At 47.9% G+C, this 15,375-nt stretch carries 14 protein-coding genes; 11 read left to right on the forward strand and 3 right to left on the reverse strand.

The window, feature by feature from the left end:
- Positions 1-29: 29 nt before the first annotated feature.
- The 9 genes from ONT19_RS15340 to folK all read left to right on the forward strand — a co-directional run bounded on the left by ONT19_RS15340 (position 30) and on the right by folK (position 10,304).
- On the forward strand, positions 30-3,296 hold the full coding sequence (locus ONT19_RS15340; RefSeq protein ID WP_264953268.1) for an efflux RND transporter permease subunit: 3,267 nt from the start codon (positions 30-32) through the stop codon (positions 3,294-3,296).
- A 27-nt stretch (positions 3,297-3,323) separates the two neighbouring features.
- Positions 3,324-4,718, forward strand: coding sequence for an efflux transporter outer membrane subunit (locus ONT19_RS15345; protein ID WP_022122072.1), 1,395 nt, complete (start codon positions 3,324-3,326; stop codon positions 4,716-4,718).
- A 30-nt stretch (positions 4,719-4,748) separates the two neighbouring features.
- Entirely contained in the window at positions 4,749-5,531 is a 783-nt protein-coding gene (gene lpxA / locus ONT19_RS15350) for an acyl-ACP--UDP-N-acetylglucosamine O-acyltransferase (RefSeq protein WP_022122071.1), read from the forward strand.
- A 285-nt stretch (positions 5,532-5,816) separates the two neighbouring features.
- The gene (locus ONT19_RS15355; RefSeq protein WP_264953269.1) at positions 5,817-6,695 is read left to right on the forward strand and encodes a cell division protein FtsX; all 879 of its coding nucleotides are present in this window, start codon (positions 5,817-5,819) and stop codon (positions 6,693-6,695) included.
- 79 nt (positions 6,696-6,774) lie between these two features.
- Positions 6,775-7,005 (forward strand): DUF3098 domain-containing protein, encoded by a 231-nt coding sequence (locus ONT19_RS15360; protein WP_006849068.1) that lies wholly within the window; start codon positions 6,775-6,777, stop codon positions 7,003-7,005.
- Positions 7,006-7,034: 29 nt separating this feature from the next.
- On the forward strand, positions 7,035-7,880 hold the full coding sequence (locus tag ONT19_RS15365) for an undecaprenyl-diphosphate phosphatase (protein WP_118151656.1): 846 nt from the start codon (positions 7,035-7,037) through the stop codon (positions 7,878-7,880).
- Between the two features lie 9 nt (positions 7,881-7,889).
- Positions 7,890-8,606, forward strand: a complete 717-nt coding sequence (gene truB / locus ONT19_RS15370; RefSeq protein ID WP_117727307.1) for a tRNA pseudouridine(55) synthase TruB — start codon at positions 7,890-7,892, stop codon at positions 8,604-8,606.
- Between the two features lie 13 nt (positions 8,607-8,619).
- Complete coding sequence (queA, locus tag ONT19_RS15375; protein WP_006849071.1) at positions 8,620-9,804, forward strand: tRNA preQ1(34) S-adenosylmethionine ribosyltransferase-isomerase QueA; 1,185 nt, start codon at positions 8,620-8,622, stop codon at positions 9,802-9,804.
- A 92-nt stretch (positions 9,805-9,896) separates the two neighbouring features.
- Positions 9,897-10,304, forward strand: coding sequence for a 2-amino-4-hydroxy-6-hydroxymethyldihydropteridine diphosphokinase (folK, locus tag ONT19_RS15380; protein ID WP_118080701.1), 408 nt, complete (start codon positions 9,897-9,899; stop codon positions 10,302-10,304).
- 66 nt (positions 10,305-10,370) lie between these two features.
- On the opposite strand, the gene ONT19_RS15385 is transcribed toward folK, so the two are convergent.
- Positions 10,371-11,492: a helix-turn-helix transcriptional regulator gene (locus tag ONT19_RS15385; RefSeq protein WP_264953270.1), complete on the reverse strand. Its 1,122-nt coding sequence runs from the start codon at positions 11,490-11,492 to the stop codon at positions 10,371-10,373.
- A gap of 95 nt (positions 11,493-11,587) precedes the next feature.
- Positions 11,588-11,857, reverse strand: a complete 270-nt coding sequence (gene rpsO / locus ONT19_RS15390) for a 30S ribosomal protein S15 (protein WP_022122065.1) — start codon at positions 11,855-11,857, stop codon at positions 11,588-11,590.
- Positions 11,858-12,041: 184 nt separating this feature from the next.
- Here rpsO and typA point away from each other — a divergent pair, with 184 nt between their 5' ends.
- Both typA and ONT19_RS15400 read left to right on the forward strand, forming a co-directional pair.
- On the forward strand, positions 12,042-13,844 hold the full coding sequence (typA, locus tag ONT19_RS15395; protein ID WP_144151912.1) for a translational GTPase TypA: 1,803 nt from the start codon (positions 12,042-12,044) through the stop codon (positions 13,842-13,844).
- A gap of 57 nt (positions 13,845-13,901) precedes the next feature.
- Positions 13,902-14,813 carry a transporter gene (locus tag ONT19_RS15400; protein ID WP_437183780.1) on the forward strand — a complete coding sequence of 304 codons (912 nt, stop codon included), beginning with the start codon at positions 13,902-13,904 and terminating at the stop codon, positions 14,811-14,813.
- Positions 14,814-14,835: 22 nt separating this feature from the next.
- Here the strand turns inward: ONT19_RS15400 and ONT19_RS15405 are convergent, their stop codons facing one another.
- Positions 14,836-15,321: an S-ribosylhomocysteine lyase gene (locus ONT19_RS15405; protein ID WP_117587516.1), complete on the reverse strand. Its 486-nt coding sequence runs from the start codon at positions 15,319-15,321 to the stop codon at positions 14,836-14,838.
- Between the last annotated feature and the right edge of the window lie 54 nt (positions 15,322-15,375).

The raw sequence follows: 15,375 nt of genomic DNA on the forward strand, positions 1-15,375 counted from the left end.
TAATAAGGTATAAAGAAAAATAGTAAATTATGTCATTTACAAACTTTATAAAGCGCCCGGTACTTTCGACGGTGGTTTCCATCTTCTTCGTCTTGCTGGGTATTATCGGCTTGGTATCGCTGCCTATCGAGCAGTATCCGAATATCGCGCCGCCTACCATCACGGTAACTGCTACCTATACGGGTGCAGATGCCCAGACGGTGTTGAACTCTGTCGTTGCTCCGCTGGAGGAGAGTATCAACGGTGTGGAGAACATGACTTATATGACCTCTTCTGCGTCTAACTCTGGTTTTGCTCAGATCACCGTTTACTTCAAGCAGGGTTCTGACCCTGATATGGCTGCGGTCAACGTACAGAACCGTGTGTCTCAGGCGCAGTCTCTGCTGCCTGCCGAGGTTACCAAGGTGGGTGTCACTGTAGCCAAGCGTCAGAGTTCTAACGTTATCATGTTCGCTCTGACTACAGACGATGGCCGTTACGACGACCAGTTTGTTACCAACTACGCCCTGATCAACGTCATTCCTCAGTTGAAACGTATCAGTGGTGTGGGTGATGTGCAGAGCCCTTCTACCCGTAACTACTCTATGCGTATCTGGTTGAAGCCAGAGAAGATGAAGGAGTTCGGACTGGTTCCTTCTGATGTTTCTCAGGCTTTGGCAGAGCAGAATATCGAGGCTGCCCCTGGTAGCTTTGGTGAGAGCTCTGATATGCAGTATGAATATACCTTGCGTTACAAGGGTCGTTTGAAGACTCCAATGGAGTATGAGAATATCCTCATCAAGAGTAATACTTCCGGTCAGACTCTCCGTCTGGGCGAAATTGCCAAGGTTGAGTTGGGTGGTTTGCAGTACAACGTTAACCTGCTCAATGATGGTCAGCCTGCCGTGCTGGGTATGGTTCAGCAGATTGCCGGTTCCAACGCTACCCAGATTGCCAGCGACGTAAAGAAATCGCTTGATGAACTGGAGAAGAGTTATCCTCCTGGGTTGAAGAATGTCATCCTGATGGATGTTACTGAGTTCTTGTTCGCATCTATCGAGGAGGTTATCTTCACCTTGATCATCACCCTGGTACTGGTGTTTATCGTAGTGTATATCTTCTTGCAGGACTTCCGTTCTACGCTGATTCCTATGATTGCCGTGCCTGTGGCTCTGGTCGGTACGTTCCTCTTCCTTTGGATCTTCGGATTCTCCATCAACCTGCTTACGCTGTCAGCCTTGCTGCTTGCTATTGCGATTGTGGTCGATGATGCCATTGTGGTGGTCGAGGCGGTTCACGCCAAGCTCGACCAGGGTTACAAGAGTGCCCTTACTGCAGCTATCGATGCGATGAACGAAATTTCCAGCGCCATCATCTCTATTACATTGGTGATGTCTGCCGTGTTCGTTCCTGTATCATTCATCGGTGGTACTTCCGGTTACTTCTACCGTGAGTTCGGTGTAACCATGGCGGTATCTATCGTTATTTCGGCTATCAATGCGTTGACTTTGTCTCCTGCACTCTGTGCCGTGTTGCTGAAGCCACATGAGGAGGGTCACGAGAAGAAGATGTCTTTCATCGACCGATTCCACGCTGGATTCAACTATCAGTTTGATAAGATTACCAATAAGTATAAGGGTGGTGTCAAGTGGGTTATCAACCACGGCATCATCGCTGGTAGCCTCGTGGCTGTCAGTATCGTAGGTCTGGTTGCCCTGATGGGTACTACCAAGACGGGTCTGGTGCCTGATGAGGATACCGGTACTATCTTCGCTTGTATCTCTACAGCTCCTGGTACTTCTCAGGAACGTACAGCAGAGGTCGTTAAGCAGGTAGATAAGATGCTGGCTAGCAACCCAGCCATCGCAACCCGTAACGCCATCATGGGTTATAGCTTTATCGGTGGTACCGGTTCTAACCAGGGTACCATCATCGTGAAGCTGAAGCCATTCGAGGAGCGTCCGGGTGGATTCTTCCACCGTATCAAGGAGGCTTGTACCGGTGGCGGTATCGAGGCGCTGTTTGTCAACCCTATGGAGTATACCTCTGTATTGGGTATGATCTACAAGCAGACTGCTACGATTAAGGATGCACAGGTTCTTGCTTTCGCTCCACCTATGATTTCCGGTTTCTCTATGCAGAATGGTATCACCATGACCATGCAGGATAAGACCGGTGGTGACTTGAATAAGTTCTTTGATAATGTGAAGAAGTTCCTGGCTGAGTTGAACAAGCGTCCTGAGATTCAGACCGCCCAGACTCAGTATAACCCTAACTATCCACAGTATATGGTAGATGTAGATGTTGCCAAGACCAAGCAGGCTGGCATCTCTCCATCAACAGTATTGTCTGTCATGCAGGGTTATCTCGGTGGTCTCTACGCATCTAACTTCAATGCCTACGGTAAGCTCTACCGTGTCATGATTCAGGCTGGACCTGAGAGTCGTATGCGTCCAGACGATCTGAGCAAGATTTATGTACGTTGTGCTGATGGCACCATGTCTCCTGTAAGCGAGTTCGTGAACTTGAAGAAGGTTTATGGTCCAGCTAACATCACCCGATTCAACCTGTTTACCTCTATGGATGTATCTGTAACTCCTAACAGCGGTTACTCTACCGGTGACGGTATGAAGGCGATTGCTGAGGTTGCCAAGGAGACATTGCCAGAGGGTTACGGCTATGAGTATTCTGGTTTGACCCGTTCTGAGGCTGAATCAAGCAACTCTACAGGTTTGATCTTCGCACTCTGTATCGTATTCGTTTACCTCATCTTGAGTGCCCAGTACGAGAGTTACATCTTGCCATTGTCTGTAGTATTGTCTATCCCATTCGGTTTGGCTGGTGCATTTATCTTCACTAACCTCTTCGGTCACTCTAACGATATCTACATGCAGATTTCGTTGATTATGTTGATCGGTCTGTTGGCTAAGAACGCCATCCTTATCGTACAGTTCGCCCTCGAGCGTCGTCGTACGGGTATGGCTATCAAGTACTCAGCTATCCTGGGTGCCGGTGCCCGTCTCCGTCCTATCCTGATGACCTCTCTGGCGATGGTTATCGGTCTGTTGCCTCTGATGTTCGCATCAGGTGTAGGTAAGAATGGTAACCAGACCCTGGGTGCTGCCGCCGTAGGTGGTATGTTGCTCGGTACAATCTGCCAGATCTTCGTGGTTCCTGCTCTCTTCGCAGTCTTCCAGTGGTTGCAGGAGAAGTTGACCCCAATGAAGTTCGAGGACGAGATGAACGAGGAGGTAGCTGCCGAATTGGAGCAGTATGCCAACGCCGCTCACGAAATGAAGGGTATCGAGAAGAAGTAATAACGCAATGTAACTTCAAAGGAAACAATGAAAAAGAATTTAAATATCATCATATTGGGTCTCGCAGCGCTCTCCCTGAGCAGCTGCAAGACACTTTACGGAAAGTATGAGCGTCCGGATGTGAAGACCAGCGGTATCGTTCGCGATGTAGCTTCTGATACAGATACATTGGCTGTAAAGGATACTACTACCTTCGCCAATATCCCTTGGCGCAGTGTCTTTACCGATCCTCAGCTCCAGTCAATCATTGAGAAGGGATTGAACAACAATGTCAACCTCCTCAATGCGGCTTTGAACGTGAAGATAGCAGAAGAGCAGCTGAAGTGTGCCAAGTTGGCATTCGTGCCTTCTCTGGCTTTCACTCCTCAGGGAACCATCGCTTCCTGGGATGGTCAGGCTGCCACCAAGACTTACACGATGCCTGTTACAGCCAGCTGGATGGTAGACCTCTTCGGCAACCTGCTCTCTCAGAAGCGCAGTGCCCAGATGGCGCTGCTCCAGTTGCAGGATTATCAGGTATCTGTCAAGACCAACCTCATCGCCAACATCGCCAACATGTATTATACTCTGTTGATGCTTGACAAGCAGGTGGAGTTGGTTAACAATATGGAAGGATTGACCAAGGATACTTGGGAGACTATGCAGAAGATGCACGATCTCAGATTGGGTTACCGTACACCAGCCATCCAGTCAGCTGAGTCTAACTACTATTCTGTGTTGACCCAGAAGACCGATCTGTTGCGCCAGATTCGTGAGACAGAGAACTCTCTGAGTCTGCTCATCGGCGACCAGGCACATAGCATCGCCCGTGGCAAGTTGGATAACCAGAGTCTTCCTTCTAATTTCTCAACCGGTGTAGGCATCCAGTTGCTCAACAACCGTGCTGATGTCCACGCAGCCGAGATGAATCTTGCCCAGTGCTTCTATGGTGTAGAGACCGCCCGCAGCAAGTTCTATCCATCTATCACCATTTCCGGTACAGGTGCCTTCACCAATTCAGGTGGTATGGGCATCGTGAACCCAGGTAAGTGGTTGCTCTCAGCTGTAGGTTCTCTTACCCAGCCAATTTTCCAGAACGGCCGTATCATAGCCGGTTTAAAGGTGGCTAAGATGCAGTATGAGCAGGCTTACAACACCTGGCAGAATACCGTGCTGAAGGCTGGTAGCGAGGTGAGCAATGCGCTTGTTCTCTACAACTACTCTGATGAGAAGAGCAAGATAGAGCAGAAGCGAATAGAAGTGCTCGAGAAGAATGTAGAATCTACCAAGGAATTGATGGGTATTGCAGGCAGCTCTTACCTTGAAATCATCCAGGCACAGTCTTCACTCCTCAACGTACAGCTTTCTAAGGTAGCTGATGACTTCTACAAGATGCAGGCAGTAGTAAATCTCTACTATGCATTGGGTGGAGGAGCTAAGTAGTTTATAGTTAATAATTAATAGTTTATAGTTATGGCTAGTATAATAAGTCCAAAGGCAGAGGTTTCTCCAAAGGCTAAGATTGGAGACAACTGCAAGATATATCCATTCGCCTATATTGAGGACGATGTGGTCATCGGCGACAACTGTACCATCTATCCATTCGTGAGCATTATGAACGGTACTCGCATGGGTAATAATAATAAGGTGTTCCAGGCAGCCGTTATCGCTGCGCTCCCACAGGACTTCCACTTTACAGGTGAGGAGAGTGAGGTAGTCATCGGCGATAACAATACCATCCGTGAGAACGTGGTTATCAACCGTGGTACCCATAAGGGCGGCAAGACCGTTCTGGGCAACAACAACTTCCTGATGGAAGGTGCCCATGTCTCTCACGATACCGTAATCGGCAACGGTTGCGTATTCGGTTATGGTACCAAGATTGCGGGCGACTGTGTGATTGGTAACGGTGTCATCTACTCAACATCTGTAGTAGAGAACGCCAAGACTAGAGTAGGCGACTTGGCGATGATTCAGGCAGGTACTGCCTTCTCTAAGGATATTCCTCCTTATATCATTGCCGGTGGAAAGCCTGTGAAGTATGCAGGTCCTAACACCATCATCATGGAAGCAGCTGAGCTTACCGAGAAGGTTCGCAAGCATATTGCTAATGCCTACCGACTGGTATTCCATGGTCAGACATCCCTCTTCGATGCCATTAACCAGATCAAGGATCAGGTGCCAGATGGACCGGAGATTCAGAACATCATCCAGTTCCTGGAGAGTTCAGAGAAGGGTGTCATCACTAAGATGTAAAGATTGTGTAGATGTTGGGATTTTTTCATCCCTAATATTGTATTTGTAAATTAGTAAATTCAAGTCATACCTATTTGAATTTTACTTATTATGTGAAGGGCTGGCCGTGAGGTTGGCCCTTTTCTTTTTCAATTGAACTTAACTTTTACCTGTGGTTCGATTAATTAATTGAATAAATGTAAATAAATGCTATTTTATTTTGTAATCTCTTCGTTTATGCGTATCTTTGCAGACAATTTGGGTTATTGTGCCCTTTTGGTTTTAAGTTAGTAAAGATTTTTAAAAATGAGAAAGAAACAATATAAGCCTAGCAATCATCGTGGATTGCAGGTCATTACTTTGTGTATCAGTACCGCTATGGTGCTCATTTTGTTGGGGTTAGTTATCTTCTCTGTCCTCATGGGACGTAATCTCTCTTCCTATGTGAAGGAGAATCTCGTGGTACAGGTAATGCTCGAACAGGATATGACTAACCCGGAGGGATTGCAGATGTGTAAACGCCTGAATGCAAGACCTTATGTCAATACGCTGACTTATATCACCAAGGAAGAGGCACTGAAAGAAGCTACCCGCGATTTGGGTGCCGACCCGAGCGAGTTTGCCGGTGTCAATCCTTTCCAGCCTTCCATAGAGATTACGACGAAGGCAGATTACGCGAACAATGATTCATTGAAGTGGATTGCCAAGGAACTGAAGGCATATCCACGTGTTACCGAGGTTACTTATCAGCACGACCTGATAGAACAGGTGAACAATTCGTTGGCAAAGATCAGTATCGGATTGCTGATAGTAGCAGCCCTGCTCACCTTCATCTCGTTCTCGCTGATTAACAATACGGTGCGTCTGGGCATCTATGCCCGCCGTTTCTCCATCCATACGATGAAACTGGTAGGTGCATCCTGGGGCTTTATCCGCCGTCCGTTCCTGCGCAAGGCTATGCTTGTGGGCGTTGTTTCAGCCCTGCTGGCAGATGGTTTTCTGGGCGGTTGTCTCTATGTATGGTCGCTCCACGAACCTGAGTTGATGAACGTTTTGGGCTGGCAGGAACTTGCCATCACCGGTGGCTCCGTCTTCCTCTTCGGTATCATCATCACCGCCTTCTGCGCCTGCATCTCAGTCAATAAGTTCCTGAAGATGAAGGCGGGAGACTTGTATAAAATATAAGGGAAGAGTTAAGAGTGAAGAGTGAAGAATTCTCTTGCTTTATTAAACATTAAACATTACACATTAAACATTAAAAATAATGGATAAGAAGAATTTAGCATTCGACAAGATGAACTTTATCTTGTTAGGCATCGGAATGGCGATTATCATCATCGGTTTTCTGCTGATGAGTGGCGCCGGTTCTAACGAGCATACCTTCGATACTGATATTTTCAGTACCCGTCGCATCGTTGTAGCACCAACTGTAACATTGATAGGTTTCCTTTCAATCATCTATGCGGTGATTCACAAACCGAAAGACAATGAATAATTTATAATTAATATACATATTATTATTAGATGGATTTTATTCAGACTATCATTATCTCTATCGTAGAGGGACTGACCGAGTTCTTGCCTGTATCCAGTACGGGTCACATGATTATAGTAGAAAATTTGCTGGGTGTAGATATCCAGGATAAGTTTGTCAACGCCTTTACTGTCATCATCCAGTTTGGCGCCATCCTTTCTGTCATCTGTCTGTATTGGAAGAGATTCTTCTATCCAGAGGCTGTGAAGACCGGTGAGAAGACCTATTGGAAGGCGATGTTCGATTTCTATGCCCGTCTGCTTGTAGGTACCGTGCCTGCCGTGGTATTGGGTCTTGCCTTCAATGATTTCATCGAGTCAAACCTTGGCAATGTACAACTGGTGGGCTGGATGCTTGTCATCGGCGGTATTTTCATGCTCTTCTGCGATAAGATATTCAATAAAGGCAGCGAACAGACCAAGCTTACTTACAAGCGTGCCCTGATTATCGGTTTCATCCAGTGCATAGCGATGATTCCTGGTGTATCGCGCTCCATGTCAACCATCGTGGGTGGTATGTCCCAGCGTCTTACCCGCAAGGCAGCAGCCGAGTTCTCATTCTTCCTGGCAGTGCCAACCATGTTTGGCGCCACCTGTCTCGAGGTTTATAAGCTCATCAGCCATGGCGGCGGCTCATTGCTCACCCAGGGCAACAACCTGTTCACATTGATATTAGGCTCAGTGGTAGCATTCATCGTTGCCATTCTCGCCATCAAGTTTTTCATCAATTATGTCACCAAGTACGGTTTTGCAGCTTTCGGCTGGTACCGTATCGTAGTAGGACTTATCATTATCATCTGCGGCCTATGCGGTGTAGATATGCAGATGGTTGACTAAACATAAACTATGGATTTCAGAAAAGGAGAAATTATTGCCATCGACAAGCCTTATCGCATGTCGAGTTTCGGAGCCCTGGCACATGTTCGCTATCTGCTCAGCAAGAAGCTCGGTTTTAAGGTGAAGATAGGACATGCCGGTACGCTCGATCCCCTTGCCACTGGCGTGCTGGTGCTCTGCACCGGTAAATGTACCAAGCAGATAGAACAGCTGCAGACCCATACCAAGGAGTATACAGCTACCCTGCAGCTCGGTGCTACTACCGCCAGCTACGATAAGGAACACAGCGTGAATCACACCTATCCTACGAAGCATATCACCCGCCAGCTGGTGGAGGAAACGCTTAAGCAGTTTGTGGGCGAGATTCAGCAGGTTCCGCCTACCTACAGCGCCGTAAAGGTGAATGGCGACCGCTCTTATGCCTTGCGCCGGGCAGGCGAAGAGGTTCAGCTCAAGCCGAAGACCGTGCGTGTAGACGAGATAGAACTCACCGATTATAACGATGAGGAGAAGACCGCCAGCATCCGTGTGGTTTGCGGCAAAGGCACTTACATCCGCTCCCTCGCCCGTGATATCGGCAGGGCTCTCGATAGTGGCGCCTACCTTACCGCCCTCCGCCGTACCAAGGCAGGAAGTTTCGCAGTAGAAAACTGCATCAGTTTTGAACATTTCCAGGAATGGCTTGATGAGCAGCCTCTCGAAGACAGCCTTCAGCCATCCAAGTAATAAAAAATATAACATGAAGCTATCACAATTTAACTTTAAGTTGCCAAAAGATCAGGTGGCACTTTATCCGCATAAGGCAAAGCACGTGGTAAAAACGGCTAGTGGTGAACGTACATTCGAGATTACTCGCCGCGATGAGTCCCGACTCATGGTTCTCCACAAGAAGTCAGAAACCATCGAGATGTACAAGAAAGATGAAAACGGCAAGGATATGGTTGATGCCGATGGCAATCCAGTATTCCTGCAGTTCAAGGATATCGTGAATTACTTCGAAGAGGGCGATACCTTCATCTTCAACAATACCAAGGTTTTCCCAGCCCGTCTTTATGGTACCAAGGAGAAGACCGATGCCAAGATTGAGGTGTTCCTGCTCCGTGAGCTCAATCCTGAGATGCGCCTTTGGGACGTATTGGTTGAGCCTGCCCGCAAGATCCGTATCGGCAACAAGCTTTTCTTCGATGATGTCAACGAGATGGTTGCCGAGGTTATCGACAATACCACCAGCCGTGGCCGTACCCTCCGTTTCCTCTATGATGAGGATGGCAATCATGATGTCTTCAAGCGTTCGCTCTTCGCTCTGGGCGAGGCTCCGCTTCCTCGTTACGTTATCGATGCACGTGAGGATCATCACGCTACAGAGGATGATATGGACGATTTCCAGTGTGTTTTCGCTGAGGTAGAGGGTGCTGTTACTGCTCCTGCTACCGGTCTTCACTTCTCACGCGAGCTGATGAAGCGTATGGAAATCAACGGTATCAACGAGGCTTATATCACCCTGCATTGCGGTTTGGGCAACTTCCACGATATTGAGGTGGAGGACCTTACCAAGCACAAGATGGATTCTGAGCAGATGATGATCAGCCAGGAGGCATGCGATCTGGTTAACAAGACCAAGCTTGCCGGCCATCGCGTCTGCGCTATCGGTACCAGTGTGATGAAGGCAACAGAAACGGCTGTAGGTACCGATGGTATGATGAAGGCTTTCGATGGATGGACCAACAAGTTCATCTTCCCTCCATACGATTTCGGTCTTGCTGACTGTGCCGTAGCCAATTTCTATCATCCGGAGTCAACCCTGATGATGAGTACTGCAGCCTTTGGCGGTTACGACCTGGTTTACGAGGCATACAAGATGGCTGTGAAGAATGGCTATATGTTTGGCTGCTATGGTGATTCTTTGTTGATGCTTCCAGATTAACAGTGGTATAAACAGTTTTTATACACATAGAAGTTGTTGATATTCTGGGTTTTAGCTTAGTTATCCACAATTTTATAAAAGTGTGAATAAGTATGTATCAGGTATATTTAAGTCTCGGTACGAATTTGGGCAACCGAAAGCGCAACATTCGCGAGGTAATAGAAAAGATAGGAGAGCAGATTGGTGTGGTAGAGCGCCAGTCTGCTCTTTACGAAACCAAGCCTTGGGGTTATTCATCTCCCAACGACTATATCAATGCCTGTGTGTTGGTTCTCACCACGATGGCTCCGCGCCAGGTGTTGGAGGCTACGCAGCGCATAGAGCGCGAAATGGGGCGCACCATGAAGTCGGTGGATGGCGAATACCAGGACCGCATCATCGACATTGATATCCTGATGATAGATGACTTGGTGATAGATGAGCCCGATTTCAAGGTTCCCCATCCGTTGATGGAGGAGCGTGATTTCGTGATGAAACCGCTGAAGGAGATACTTAAGTAATTTAATTTTAGTAAGTATACAAAAACGGGCTAGGAGCTTTTTCGCTCCTAGCCCGTTTTCTGTTTCTTATCTTTCTGCATTCCTGCTGCGTTCTTTCATCCAGGCAGATGGCGTAACACCTTCTGGTTTGGCAAAGACGCTCGAAAAGTAGGGCAGCGAGGAGAAACCTACGTTGTAGGCGATATCCTTCAGCTTGGCATCAGGATGCTCGCTCATCATTTTCTTGGCTTCTTCCAGGCGCAGACTCGCTATCCAACTGCTGAAGTTCATGCCGAATTCTTCCTTGATGAATGAGGAGAGGTAGGTTTTGTTGGTATACAGCCTGGTGGCAAGATCATCTATCGTGAACTGGTCCTTCAGATACGATTTCTCCTGAATCCATTCCGTTACTCTAGGGCGCAGCGTTTCGATGTAGGCTTTCTTCGGGCTGGCTTCTCCGCTCTTTTCTTCTTCCGTCTTATCGCAGTCTGCCTTCATCAGCGTCTCGTATTCAGAGGCATAGTTGATGATGTTTACCAGAATATAGAGGTTCATGCCCACCACATAGAATTGCACCAGCCAGTTGAATAGGGCACCCGTACGGATAGATATCACGCCCAGTATCAGCATGCCGTAGAAGAGCCAGTGGCTCACCTTGAGCCATCTGATGAAATGGCTCTTCTCGTTCGAGAAGTAGTTTTCGAAGAGGGCGTTGCTTCTCAGATAGCACTTGTTGAAGTAGTAGATATGCCCTATGAGCATCTCCAGCAGTCCTATCAGGGCGATAAGCAGCAGGGGTATCTGGTATGCCTTCAGCGCATCTGTCATGGCGATAAGGGCGAAGAAAGCCGTCATTGTGAACTTTACGGCTATCGTCCTGCAGCGCTTCCGGGAGATATAATGAGGGTCGAGCAGACTGCTGAGCGAGAAGCTGAAGCAGATGCCCATCAGATAGAAGAGGATGATGTCGAAACAGGGAACCCAGTTGTTATATTCCGTCCAGCTTCCTGTAAATGAAGCTATCCAGATCCATATATTCAGGCTGATGAGCATCATTCCGCCTGCCATCAGTCTTTTAGATCTGCGGAAAGTTTTGTAAACGGCCGTATCAGGTGTCTGGTAGAGCAACAGGATGGTTGCCAGCGTCAGATAGATGATGCTGGTTATGGTTACAAGTTCTACAAAGTGCTGTTCTAAGAAATGAATCATATTCTTTTTTTATTTATGAGTAAGCAAGAAAAATCCCATCGCTCTTGCGAACGATGGGATTCTGTTCTGTTAAGCAATGTGTCTGCCTAAGCTGATTACTTACGAAGACCGAGGGCCTTGATGATAGCACGATAGCGATTGATGTCGCGATCATACAAGTAATCGAGCAATGCACGACGCTTTCCTACAAGCTGTGTCAACGCACGTGTTGTAGTATAATCTTTACGGTTCTTCTTAACATGTTCCGTCAAATGAGCAATACGGTATGAGAACAATGCTATCTGGCTCTCAGCAGAACCAGTATCAGAGTTAGACTTTCCGTACTTGCTAAAGATCTCTTCTTTTTTTGCTTTGTCTAAATACATAGCTGTAAAAACTTAATTTAATAAAATATGAATATGTTTAATTTTGTGCATCTGATGACCTTCCTCACGGCGGTTTCATTAAAAATGCGGTGCAAAGATACAACTTTTTGCCGAATTATGCAAACATTTCGGGATTTTTTTGTAATTTTGCACCCAAATTTAAGTATTTAAGGTAAAAATTAAAATGCAAGACATTAGAAACATTGCAGTTATTGCACACGTTGACCATGGTAAGACTACATTGGTTGACAAGATGATGCTCGCCGGTAAGCTGTTCCGCGACGGCCAGGATAACAGCGGCGAAGTGCTCGATTCCAACGACTTGGAGCGCGAGCGTGGTATAACCATTCTCTCAAAGAATGTATCTATCAACTGGAAAGGTACTAAGATTAATATCCTCGATACTCCTGGACACTCTGACTTCGGTGGTGAGGTTGAGCGCGTGCTCAACATGGCAGACGGATGCCTCCTCCTCGTCGATGCTTTCGAGGGTCCAATGCCTCAGACCCGTTTCGTGCTCCAGAAGGCATTGCAGCTCGGACTGAAGCCTATCGTTGTTGTTAATAAGGTAGATAAGCCTAACTGTCGCCCTGAAGAGGTGTACGAGATGGTGTTCGACCTGATGTGCGACCTCGATGCTACAGAAGACCAGCTCGACTTCCCAGTAGTTTACGGTTCTGCCAAGAACGGCTGGATGGGCGAGGACTATAATCATCCAACAGACAATATCGATTATCTGCTCGATAAGATTATTGAGGTTATCCCAGCTCCTAAGCAGCTCGAGGGTACTCCACAGCTCCTTATCACATCTCTCGATTACAGCTCTTATACTGGTCGTATCGCCGTAGGTCGTGTTCACCGTGGTACATTGAAGGACGGCATGAACGTTACTATCTGCCACCGCGACGGTACCCAGGAGAAGACCAAGATTAAGGAACTCCACACCTTCGAGGGTATGGGCCACAAGAAGACCGATCATGTAGATTCTGGCGATATCTGTGCCGTTATCGGCTTGGAAAAGTTTGAGATTGGTGATACCATCTGCGACTTCGAGAATCCTGAGCCACTGCCTCCAATCGCTGTCGATGAGCCTACCATGAGCATGCTCTTCACCATCAACGATTCACCATTCTTCGGTAAGGAAGGCAAGTTCTGTACATCACGCCACATCCAGGAGCGCTTGAACAAGGAGCTCGAGAAAAACCTCGCTCTCCGCGTACAGCCTTACGAGGATTCTACCGATAAGTGGATTGTATCAGGCCGTGGTGTGCTCCATCTCTCTGTACTCATCGAGACCATGCGCCGCGAGGGCTATGAACTCCAGGTAGGTCAGCCTCAGGTTATCTATAAGGAGATTGACGGTGTGAAGTGCGAGCCTGTAGAGGAGTTGACCATCAACGTACCAGAGGAGTTTGCCTCTAAGATGATTGATATGGTAACCCGCCGCAAGGGTGATATGACCTCTATGCTGAACATGGGCGAGCGTGTAGACATCGAGTTCGATATCCCTTCACGTGGTATCATCGGTCTGCGTACCAACGTGCTTACCGCTTCTCAGGGCGAGGCTATCATGGCTCACCGCTTCAAGGAGTATCAGCCATACAAGGGTGAAATCAGCCGCCGCTCTAACGGTAGCATGATTGCGCTCGAAACCGGTACAGCCTTTGCTTACGCCATCGATAAGCTGCAGGATCGTGGTAAGTTCTTCATCGACCCGGGTGAGGAGGTTTACGGCGGCGAGGTTGTAGGTGAGCATGTTCACGAAAACGACCTGGTAGTGAACGTAACCAAGGCTAAGCAGCTTACCAACGTGCGTGCTTCCGGTTCTGACGATAAGGCCCGCGTCATTCCTAAGACCGTGATGAGTCTTGAGGAGTGCCTGGAGTATATCCGTGAGGACGAGTACGTAGAGGTAACTCCAAAGAACATGCGTATGCGCAAGATCGAGCTCGATCACCTGAAGCGCAAGCGCAGCAACAAAGACTAAACAGAAATGTTTTTGTGGAGATTTTTTAGAAAGTTTTCATTGCCCTGCTCCCTGGTTATGGGAGCATTGGGCTACCTGATATTCGCCAATGTGCCCTTCCTGGTGCCCATTGGCGATTATTGTGGTCCGAGGTTGGTAAGTCTGATGCCGGTGGTGCTGTTCTCCCTGCTCTATGTTACTTTCTGTAAGATAGAAATCAAGGAGATGAAGCCTAAGGCGTGGCATTTCATCCTCCAGCTCATCCGTACCTCGCTGGCATTGATGATGGTGGTGCTCATCTTTGAGTTCGGTTCAGATTACAGTACCAAACTGGTTCTCGAGGGTGCCTTCATCTGCTTCATCTGTCCTACGGCAGCCGCTGTGGCTGTGGTTACGGAGAAGTTGGGCGGCAGTATCGGTTCGCTGACCACCTATACGGTCATCGCCAACATTTTTACGATAATCATCATTCCGAGTCTTTTCCCGATGGTAGAGAAGGGGGCAGACGTATCGTTCCTCATGATGAGTGCGATGGTGTTCCGCAATGTCACTACCGTGCTGGTGGTGCCTCTGCTGCTTGCCTTGCTGAGCCGCCGGTTCCTGCCAAAATGGGTGGATAAGGTGAAGAATGTAAAGGATTTGGGTTTTTATATGTGGTGTTTCAACCTCACGATACTGATGGGCGAAACGGTTCGCAACATGCTCCATGCCGAGGTATCGGGCGTAACGATGCTTCTGCTGCTCTTTGTACCGCTGCTGGTATGTCTCCTCCAGTTTGCCATCGGCAAGGCGGTAGGCAGGCATTTCGGTGCGAGTATCAGTGCCGGTCAGGCGTTGGGACAGAAGAATACGGTAGTGGGCATCTGGCTCACCCTCACCTTCCTGAATCCTCTTGCTGCCGTAGCACCGGGAGCCTATGTAGTATGGCAGAATCTGGTCAATGGCTGGCAACTTTGGTATAAAGAAAAATATGGCAAGCTTAAGTGGTAAGCTTGCCATATTTTTTTTGTTTCTAATCCTGGGTAGGGTAGATGAGGTTTTCTTCCCTGATGCAGCAGAGCACCTCATCCAGATATTTTCTGGCTTCATATTTCGCCATAGGCAGGTCGTGGAGCAGGTAGTTGCCGCAGTCCTTTGCCGCCTGTCCCGGAATCTCACCCTCGAAATCGGCGATAAACTTAAAGGTGCGCTTCATCAGTTCTACGATGTCCTTGCTCTCCAGGTCGCCCTTGATAAGGAGATAGTTGCCTGTGAGGCATCCCATCGGTCCCCAGTAGATGATGCGGTCCTTCCACTCCTCGTCGTTGCGCAGATAGGTGGCAGCCAGATGCTCAATGGTATGGATGGCACCGTTGTGCAGACAAGGCTCCTGGTTAGGCACCTTCATGCGGATATCGAATGTTGTGATGACTTCTCCGCCTACTTCGTCCTTACGGCTCACGTAGATGCCGCGGAGCAGCTTATTGTGATTGATTGTAAAACTTGGAATCTTATTCATCTTTTTTATAATGTTGAATGTTGAGTGTTGAGTGTTGAATGTTGAGTGTTAAAT

It is taken from the genome of Segatella copri (genome assembly GCF_026015625.1).
GTDB classification, from domain to species: domain Bacteria; phylum Bacteroidota; class Bacteroidia; order Bacteroidales; family Bacteroidaceae; genus Prevotella; species Prevotella copri_H.